Origin of the sequence: Streptomyces sp. MB09-02B (assembly GCF_033794485.1) — a bacterium.
Lineage (GTDB): Bacteria > Actinomycetota > Actinomycetes > Streptomycetales > Streptomycetaceae > Streptomyces.
This window is the reverse complement of record NZ_JARGEE010000365.1, coordinates 1-9,244: the sequence shown is the minus strand read 5'-3', so window position 1 is coordinate 9,244 and position 9,244 is coordinate 1. Positions and strand designations below refer to the sequence as shown.

Sequence of the window (9,244 nt, the reverse complement as noted above, 5' to 3'; positions counted from 1 at the left end):
GAGGTGGGGGGAACGCTCACGATGGGTCCTCAATCGCTCGGGGTGGTACTTGAAGACACAAGGAGAGTACGGAGGCCCGTCAGCGGTCCGGCAGGCACCCCCTGTTACCGGTCAGTCGTCAATGTTCCGTGAAAATACGGCACTTGTGGCATCGAGATCGTAGGGAGCGGACGCGCTCCCGGAGGACGGGCGGAGGGTCGTTAAGGTCGCCGGATGAGTTCTTCTCCCGCTCGCCTGGTCCGTGAGTTCCACCGGGCCTTCGGCCTCGACGCCCGTACCTCGCCCACCGAGGTCTCGCCCGAACTGGCCGCCCACCGCGGCGATCTGCTGGCCGAGGAGGCCGCCGAGGTCGCCGAGGTGGCGGTCGACGGCCCGCTCGACCGGCTGGCCCACGAACTGGCCGACGTCGTGTACGTGGCGTACGGCACCGCCCTCGTCCACGGCATCGACCTCGACGCCGTGATCGCCGAGATCCACCGCTCGAACATGACGAAACTGGGCCCCGACGGGCGGGTGGCCCGCCGCGCCGACGGCAAGGTGCTCAAGGGGGACCACTACCAGGCGCCCGACGTGTCCTCGGTGTTGCGGAAGCAGGGCTGGGCGGGCTGAGAGCCTGTGTGCACAGGCTCTCAGCCCGCCGGGGCGGGATTCCCGGCGGGCGGCCCCGTCGGCGAGGCTCAGAAGCGGCCGGACACGACCGCGTCGTCCGAACCGTTCGCGACGGCGGTGACGGTGTAGAGGTCGCGGCCCGCGTCGCGGGTGCCCTGGGCGTGGTTGTACTGGACCTTGAAGACATAGGTGCCGGGCGCGAGGGTGACACCCGACTTCAGCGTGATGACGTATCCGATCTGTTCGCCGGTGGAGTTCTGGCCCACGGCGACCTTGTCGCCCAGCGAGGTCCAGGTGCCCGTGCTGGACACGCCGCCGGTCTGGATGACGCGGACGACGATCTTGAGCGAGGTGATCGGCTCGGTGGACCTGACGGTGACCGTGCTCTCGTCCCAGTACGCGTTCGAGTCGGCCTCCACGCTGCCGTCGGCCCAGAGATAGCCGGACGTCGAGCCCGACTCGGTGCCCCGGGTGGTCGTGGACTTCTTCTCCTCGGTGCCGGTCGAGCCGGAGCCGGACGAGCCGGTCAAGCCGGAGGTGCCGGAGGTGCCGTCCGTGTCGGACCCGGCGTCCGTGTCCGGTGTCGGCTCCGCCGCGCCACCCGTGCCACCCGTGCCCGCTCCGCCGCTGACCGGGACGTAGACGACGTCAGGGCCGTCCTTGTCCTTGCCCTCGTCCTTGCCGTTGTCATCGCTCTTGGCCCGGTCCGTCGGTGAGGGGTCCCCCGCCTTCTTGGTGTCGCCGGGGACGGACTTGTCGGCCGGTTTCTCGGCCGCCGTGGTGACCTTGTCGGACGAGCCACCGCTCCAGTCGATCGCGGCCACGGCCGCGGCGGAACCGGCGATCACCAAGACCGCGGCGGCGGAACCACCGACCGCCTTCCACACCCGGCGGCCGGGCAGGAAGCCGCGGAGCGGGACGCGGGTCCGCCGGGCGAAGAGGTCGGCGAACTCGCCTTCTCCGGGGTCGCTGTGAGTGGCGCTGGTGGGCTTGTGCGGCATGAGGCCAGTCCTTCGAAGGTCGTCCGGTGCGGAACGCGGCAGGTTCGGGGTGCTCGGGAAATGCGGGGTACTCGGGCTCGGGGGACAGGTGGTGCGCGGGCTGCTCACAGGCTCTGCGGGATGTCCTCCGGCCCGAGGGTCATCACGTCCGCCTCCGAGGCCTCCGGCAGTTCGGCGACCCGGTACGCCTGGCGTTCCGTCATGGCCTGGAACAACTGGCGTGCCGTACGGCCGTTGCCGAAGCCCCGGTCGCGGGGCATGGCGTCGAAGCGCGCGGTGAGTGCCTCGCGGGCCTCCGCCGTCAGCTCGTACTGGTGCTGCGCGGCCTGATGTTCGACGATGCTGACCAGTTCGGCGCCGCTGTAGTCCTCGAAGAGCAGGGTGCGGTTGAAGCGGGAGGCCAGGCCGGGGTTGGAGCGGACGAAGACCTCCATCTCCTTGAGGTATCCGGCGACGATGACCACCACGTCGTCGCGGTGGTCCTCCATCAGCTTCAGCAGGGTGGCGATCGCCTCCTGGCCGAAGTCGTTGGACCCGGCGTACTGGGTGAGCGAGTACGCCTCGTCGATGAACAGCACGCCTCCCCGGGCCTGTTGGAAGACCCGGGCGGTCTTGGGCCCGGTGTGGCCGACGTACTCGCCGACCAGGTCGGCGCGGTCGGCCTCGACCAGGTGGCCCCGCTCCAGCAGTCCGACGGCGGCGAGGATACGGCCGTAGAGGCGGGCGACGGTGGTCTTGCCGGTGCCCGGGTTGCCGGTGAAGACGAGGTGGCGGCTGAGCGGGGGCGGGGCGAGGCCCATCTCCTCGCGGCGGCGGACCATCCGCATCAGTTTGACCAGGGACGAGACGTCGTTCTTGACGCGCTCCAGGCCCGCGAGACCCTGGAGCTCGGCGAGCAGGTCGTCCAGGGTGTCCTCGGCGGGTGCCTCGGTCTCCCGCGCGGTGGTCCCGGCGGCACCCGACGTCTCCGGGCCCCCGGCCGCGGACAGGGCCTGTTCGGTGCCGGTCGGCAGGGAGGGGTTCTTCACGTCCCGCGCGACGCAGTCGTCGAACACGGGACGGGCGCCCTTCTCCAGCGCCACGTCCTCCTCGCAGTCGCGGACCAGGCAGCCGCGCAGCACGGGCGCCCCGCCGGCCGACACGTGCAGGGCGGGGAAGGCCGCGCCGTCGGAGCCCGCCCCCGTGAAGACGCAGTCCTCGATGGTGCCGCGGGCCTTCTCGCCGACGAACAGGCTGTTCTTGCCGGTCCGGGACACCGTCACCGCCCGGATCCGGGGCTCGGCCCGCGGGCCCACGACGACGCCGGAGCCTGCCGCGTCCCGGACCGTGCACCCCTCGACGCTCGGGGTGGCGCCTTCGCCGATCACCAGGCCGGCCGTGCCGGTGCCGCTGATCCGGCAGTCCCGCAGCACCGGAGCGGTCTCGGTGCCGCAGGAGATACCGGACCGCTCGGCGCCGACCACGTCGCACTCCTCCAGGACCACCGTCCCGGACGACTCGGTGGTGATCCCGGCCCGGCCGCGCACCACGGACACCCCGCGCATCCGCGCCTCGGCCGCCCCGTCGATCTGTACCCCGGACAGTCCGCAGTCGGAGATCCGGCCGCCCTCGACGGTGAGCCCGGCCCGGTCCGTGGCCCGGATGCCATGCTCGGCGGAGGACCCGATCCGGCAGGCGGTGAGCGTCACCCGGGAGTCGTCGCAGGCGTGCACCGCGCTGAACGAGCACGCCGTCAGGTCGCCGGTGTCCATCCGTACCTCGGCACGGCCGCCCGCCAGCAGCCCGTTGGCCCGGCTGCCCGTCACCGAGGTGCCCTCGGCCGACAGCCGGGCCGCGCCCCGGGCCACCAGGCCCGAGCCGTGCGCCCCGTCCACCTGGCAGTCCACCAGCTCGGCACGGCCCTCGTCCTCCACGCTCACCCCGGGCCCGGAACCGTCCCGCAGCCGGCAGCTCAGCAACAGCACATCGCCGCCGAAGACGGCGACACCGTCCCCGCCGGTGCGCAGCACCTCGCAGCGGACGAGCACCACGCCCCCCTCGGCGGTCTCCCCGTCAGCCGGGCGCACGTCCGGCCGTGCCGAACTGCCCAGCACCCGTACGCCCTCGGTGGCCGTCTCCTCCACCCGGCAGTCCCGCGCGGTGACCGAGGCGTCGTCCTCCACCAGCAGCCCACTGCGTCCGGGTCCGGAGATCCGGCACTCGCGCAGGACCACGCGGGCGCCGCCGCGGGCGCGGACACCGGACCCGGTGACCCGTCGTACCGTCAGCTCGTCGGCCTCGGCGGCAGCCCGGGAGCCGACGACGACACCCGTGCCCTCGACGTCCTCGACCACGACCCGGGTCAGCCGCGCCGACCCGGTGGTGTTGAGGTGCACGGCCGCCAGCTCGGCCCCCGTCAGGCGGCAGTCGGTCAGGGCGAGCGACGCGCTCCCGCCTGCCTCGACCCGGCCGCCGGACACCTCGCAGCCGTCCAACCCCAGGTCGCCCGCGTTCACCAGCACCGCGGGCAGCCCCGGGTCCTGGCCGACCAGAGCGAGGTCCTCGACGCGTACGTCCCGGGCGGCGACCTCCAGCACCGGGCGGCCGGGGGACGCCGCGAGCAGGCGTACGGCGTGCCGCGCGCCCTCCTCCGGCAGCAGGCGGACCGCCCGGTCGATCACCAGCTGCTCGACGTACTCCCCGGGGGCGACCCGGATCTCGTCGCCGTCGCGGGCGGCGCGCAGGGCGGCGGCGATGCTGCGGTGGGCGCCGCGTCCCTTCGGGGCGACCCGGTGCACGGTGGCGCTGGCGGTGGGGGTCACGGGAACTCCGATCCGTCGGCGAGCAGGGCGGCCGGATCCGAGCCCGGTTGCCGCGGCGCCGGTAGTGGCGTGGTGGTGGGTGGCGTGGTCGTGGAGGGTGGGACAGTGGGCGGCGGCGTGAACGTCGGCGCGGCCGGGAACGCTCGGCCGGGGGAGGGCAGAGCGCTGCCGTTCTGCTTGGCCCACTCGGCGATCAGCCAGTTGACGTACCTGGTCAGCGCGGCCTCGCTCCAGTTCACCGCCAGTTCGGGCAGGCCGCCCTTGTGGAAGACCCGGGCGCCGGTGGTGAGGTGGAAGGCGTTCTTGGCCAGACCGGTGGTGACACCGCCGAAGGCGGAGGCCGCCGCGCCCCACAGACCGGCCAGCAGGGCGTCCGCGCCCTTCACCTCGTGACCGTTGACGCCGAAGATCGACGCACTGATGGCGTTGCTGACGAAGCCGCTGAGCGCGCCGGTGGCGATGCCCACGGTGTTCGCGTAGGTGGCGTTGCGCCAGCGGGTCGGCTTCTCCTGGGCGGCCCAGTCGGTGGACCAGTCGTCGGTGTTGGAGTTCATCGACTGCTTCGGGTGCCCGCCCCAGTCGCGGGCGCCCATGCTGGTCTTGAAGTAGCCCAGCGGGGTGCGGTTGTACAGGACGTTGAGGCCGCCGCTGAACGTACCGCCGACCGCGCCGTTGAGCAGCGCCTTGTAGACGTCGAGGGGGGTGACGCTGCCGTTGCCGGTGGTGGCGGCGGTGATGGCGAGACTCGCGGTGAAGTCGATGACGAAGCCGGTGGTGAACGAGGTGAGCGCGCCGCGCAGTTCGCGCTGCCACACCGGCATCTCGGCCGAGACCCCGTCCCTGACCCCGGTGAAGACTCCGTGCCACGGGTCCTGGACCTCGCGCAGCAGGCCCAGTGCCTCGATCTCCGCGCCCCGGAAGTCGGTCTCCCTGCCGATGAGCCGCCAGCCGGTGTCGCCCGCCGTCCCGACCTCGTCGCCCATGCGGGGCAGCGCCCCCGCCAGACGCTCGGGGACGAACGCCGGGCCGGAGGTGCTCAGCCGTCCGAAGACGTCGGTCTTCCACACCCGCCCGGTGAAGGTGCGCTGCTCCACCAGCAGACCGTCCTGGAACTCACGCCACTGCCCCCACTGCTTGTCGACCTCACGGAACCGGCCGGGCACGCCGTCCACGGCGACCCGCTCGCGGAACACCTTGCCGAGGTCGTACTCCTTCCAGACCTGCGTGTTCACCTGGACCGTGCTCGGCGGCTCGAACCGTCGGGCCGCGTGTGCGAGCAGATCGCGCAGCGAGCCGGTGGTCGGCACGGCGGTCGGGGCAGCCGGGCGCTCCGGGGTGAGGATCTTGTAGTCGAACTCGCGGACCCGGCCCCCGGCCTCCCGCTGTCTGACCACCTGGCCGTCGACGAGGTCCCGCCAGCGGCCGCCGCCCGCGCCACCCTCGTACACCCGTGTGCCCTCGGAGTGGACCGAGCCGTCGGCAGCGGTCTTCGTCCACTTCCATGAGCCGTCGGGCTGCTTCACGGCGTCGACCCAGGAACTGCCGATGTCGGTGGCGTCGCGCTCGCGCACGGCGTTGCCGAGCCCGTCCAGGTCGACGAACGAGTCGTCCCAGGTCTTCGAGTACAACGAACCACGGTTCTGCTTGCGCACGCCCTCGGCGATCACGGTGGCCGGGTCGTCGGCTGAGTACGCCTTCCAGGTCCACGAGGTGCGGTACGGACTGCCGGACGCCTCGACGATCACGCCGTCGATCAGGTCGCGGCGGCCGGTGATGTGCAGCAGGGAGTTCCTGTCGACCCAGGTGCCCGCGTTGTCGTTCAGCGAGAGGTCACGGGTGGACGGCGCCTCGAACAGGTATTCGCGGCTGTTCCCGCCCTCGCTGCGCATGCGCACCCGCTCGATGCCGCCCTCGTCGGTGAAGAGGTCCCGCCAGCGGCCGGTGCCGTCCACGTGCCGGGTGCCGGTGGTGCCGGTCGTGGTGTCGCGCCAGGACAGTTCGTACGAGCCGCCCGCGTGGTACTCCGGGAGGGGCGCCCAGCGGGCGGGGTCGTCCAGGCTGCGGCCGATCTCGACGACGTTGCCGTTGTCGAGCTTGCGGGTCTCGCGCACGACACGGCCGTACTGGTCGATGTCGATCCAGTTGCCTCCGGTCGGGTTGAGACGGACACCGGTGGTCTGCGTGCCGTCGGCGGCGGTCTGGGTCCAGTGGCTGACCCGGTGCAGCGAGTCGCCCGCGAACAGGTCGCGGAAGAAGCCGTCGAACGGGCTGCGGCCGGCCGCGCTCTTCCACAGGAACGCGGGCGGACGCATCTCCGAGAACCGTCGCACCGTCAGGCTGCCACCGTCCGACAGCGTCTCCAGGCTCTTGACCTGGGCGTTCGCCAGGCCGTGGCCGGTGTACGCGCCCATGTCGATCCGGCCGCCGGCGGGCGCGTAGCCCGGTACCACGGAGAACTCCTGGTACATGCGGGAGCCGTGGACACCGCCGAACGGCCAGGTCGAGCCCCGGCGTTGGGCGACCGACTCAAGACCGGTCACCTGGTCGAGGAAGGTGTCCCGGAAGCCGACGTGGTCCCGGTTCCAGTGCCGGGTGCCGGACAGCGACTCGGTGCCGTCCTTGGCGAAGCGCTGCCAGGTCCACTCGCCGCCCGGGCCCTTCTCGGCCCGGACCAGACCGCCGTCACTCGCCTTGGTGTACGTCCGTACGTCACCGGAGTTGTCCAGCAGGCGGCGCCAGGAACCGGAGGGCACGTCGTGGAAGGTGCGCATGTCGGGGTCCCCGATGCGCCGACCGTGCCGGAACACGTCGCCGGAGGCGTCGAACTCGGTCCAGCGGGCCTGCCCGAAGCGGTCCCGGGACAGGTGCAGGACATTGCCGTTCTTCAGCGTCTCGCGTTCGAACAGCGTGACCTTGCCCGGGTCGGCGCCGGTGAGCCTGAACCGGCCGGTGCCGGACCGCTCCACGCTTGCGGTGTCGAAGCGGCCGGTGAACGCGGTGCCCGAGGTGTCGGTGCGGACGGCCGTGCCGGAGACATGGTCGATCTTCCAGAGGTCCCCGGTGGGGACGCCGCCCTTGCCGCGCACCGCGACCGTCTCCTCCAGCAGGGTGCCCGCCGGGTCGAACACCGTCCGCTCCAGAGGGTGGGCGCCCGAACCGGTGGGCACCAGCGCGATGCGGCCCTCGTCCAGCAGGTCGACACGGACGCCGGTGAGCTGACGCCCTGCCGGGTCCAGCACCTGGGGCACGCTGCCGGGGGTGCCGACGTCGAAGCGGAGGACGCCCCGGTCGGCGGGCAGCCGTACGTCCCGCAGGGCGGCGACCCCGTCGGGGCCGTAGTGCCACGTGGTCCGCCCGGCGGCGTCGGTGAGGCTGAGTCCGCCGTGTACGTCGGTGCTGGGGGCGAGGGTGAAGCCGTCCGCCGTGCGGGTGCCCACGAAGTCGAGCGAGTCGGGAGTCCAAGGACCGCCGTCCGTCGCCGCGCGGCCGGTGACACCGACCGTCAGTCCGTCCAGTTCGCCCGGGCCGCCCCTGAGGACCACCTCCTGGTAAGGGAGTCGGTGCGTCTGGTCGGTCAGCCGCGGTTGTTCGCCGGGCAGTTCGGGACGGAGCTCGAAGCGGTCCGGCGAGGCGGCCGTGCCGTCGTCGGGCCGCGGGAGGCGGGGCAGGTCCGGTGACGGGGCGGCGTGCGGGTCGAGCGCCCTGGTCGGGAAGCCGAGGGCGTTCGCGGTGTCGGCCAGGTGGGCGGGGGTACCGCCCGGGGCCGTACGAAGGCCCGTCGCCTCGCCGAGCGTGAGGTCGAAGATCCGCGCCAGGTCGATGTCGGCGAGCGCGTCGCCCTCGGGGACGAGGGGGAGACGGCCGCCGTCGTCGGCGCCGTCGCCGATGCGGTTTCCGAGATCGTTTCCGAGATCGTTCCCGAAGTCGTCGAGCCTGGTCGGTGGGGTGTCGGGGGCCGTTTCGGTGAAGCGCAGGAAACCGGAGCCGTCCGGGTCGGGCAGGTCGCGCAGGGCGAGGCGACCGGTGTGGTCGAAGTGGAAGCGGGAGCCGGTGACCGAGTCGGTCACCGTGAAGCCTTGCGGCAGCCGTTGGGAGAGCGTGCCGCCCACGGGGTCGAGACGGAAGGAACCGGTGAGGTTCTGCGGGCCGGTCAGTTCCAGGACCCGTGTAGCGGTACCGCCCGCTCCGGGGGTCGTCGTCACCTTGACCCCCAGGCCGGACGGACCGTCCAGTCCCGGCAGCGTGAGGGGCAGCTCGCGCGAGTGCGTCAGGCCACCGGGTTCGAAGCGCCACACCGCGACGGGACCGTCCGGGCCCGGCAGGGGCACACGTACGGTCAGTTCGCCCAGGGCGCCGGAGGCGTCCCGGACCGGCGTGACGGCGGCCCCCGGGACGGGTGCTCCGTCCGGGCCGGTCACCCGGATCGGACGGAGGGCGTCGTCGGTGAAGCGCAGCGAGAAATCGGTGCCGGTCAGCGGCAGTTCCCGGTGCTCCAGGCGCCCCGCGGCGTCGAACTGCCAGCGCACGCCGCCCTGTGGGTCGGTGGCGGTGAATCCACCGCCCTCCCGCACGGTGACCGAGGCATCCGGCAGCCGCGCCGGTCCGCCCTGGGCGGTGAAGTCCAGCACCTCGACGCGGACCGACGCCGGGGCGACGTCGGTCGCCGGGATCTCCGTGACGCGCAGCCGCAGCCCGGCCACGTCGTCCAGCCCGGACAGGGGAACCTCCCGCACCGAGGGCACGGGTGGGGGCCTGCGCCTTATCTCACTCTCCCAACCACCGATACCGACGGTAAGCGAGGTTCACGCCACACTCTTGAAAAAAGAAACAAAA

4 protein-coding genes are annotated in these 9,244 nt (G+C 72.6%); 1 reads left to right on the top strand and 3 read right to left on the bottom strand.

Translation table 11 applies throughout. The features are described 5' to 3' along the window. The first annotated feature begins 213 nt into the window (after positions 1–213). A complete protein-coding gene (locus P1P70_RS34570; RefSeq protein ID WP_319244900.1) occupies positions 214–609 on the top strand; it encodes a MazG nucleotide pyrophosphohydrolase domain-containing protein in 396 nt (131 codons plus the stop codon). A 68-nt stretch (positions 610–677) separates the two neighbouring features. Here the strand turns inward: P1P70_RS34570 and P1P70_RS34565 are convergent, their stop codons facing one another. From P1P70_RS34565 to P1P70_RS34555, 3 genes are all read right to left on the bottom strand, one after another. Beyond that, positions 678–1,610, bottom strand: a complete 933-nt coding sequence (locus P1P70_RS34565) for a hypothetical protein (RefSeq protein WP_319244898.1) — start codon at positions 1,608–1,610, stop codon at positions 678–680. 104 nt (positions 1,611–1,714) lie between these two features. Then, positions 1,715–4,411 carry a right-handed parallel beta-helix repeat-containing protein gene (locus tag P1P70_RS34560; RefSeq protein WP_319244896.1) on the bottom strand — a complete coding sequence of 899 codons (2,697 nt, stop codon included), beginning with the start codon at positions 4,409–4,411 and terminating at the stop codon, positions 1,715–1,717. Beyond that, positions 4,408–9,144 carry a hypothetical protein gene (locus tag P1P70_RS34555; protein WP_319244894.1) on the bottom strand — a complete coding sequence of 1,579 codons (4,737 nt, stop codon included), beginning with the start codon at positions 9,142–9,144 and terminating at the stop codon, positions 4,408–4,410. Before P1P70_RS34555 ends, P1P70_RS34560 begins: the two co-directional genes overlap by 4 nt. Between the last annotated feature and the right edge of the window lie 100 nt (positions 9,145–9,244).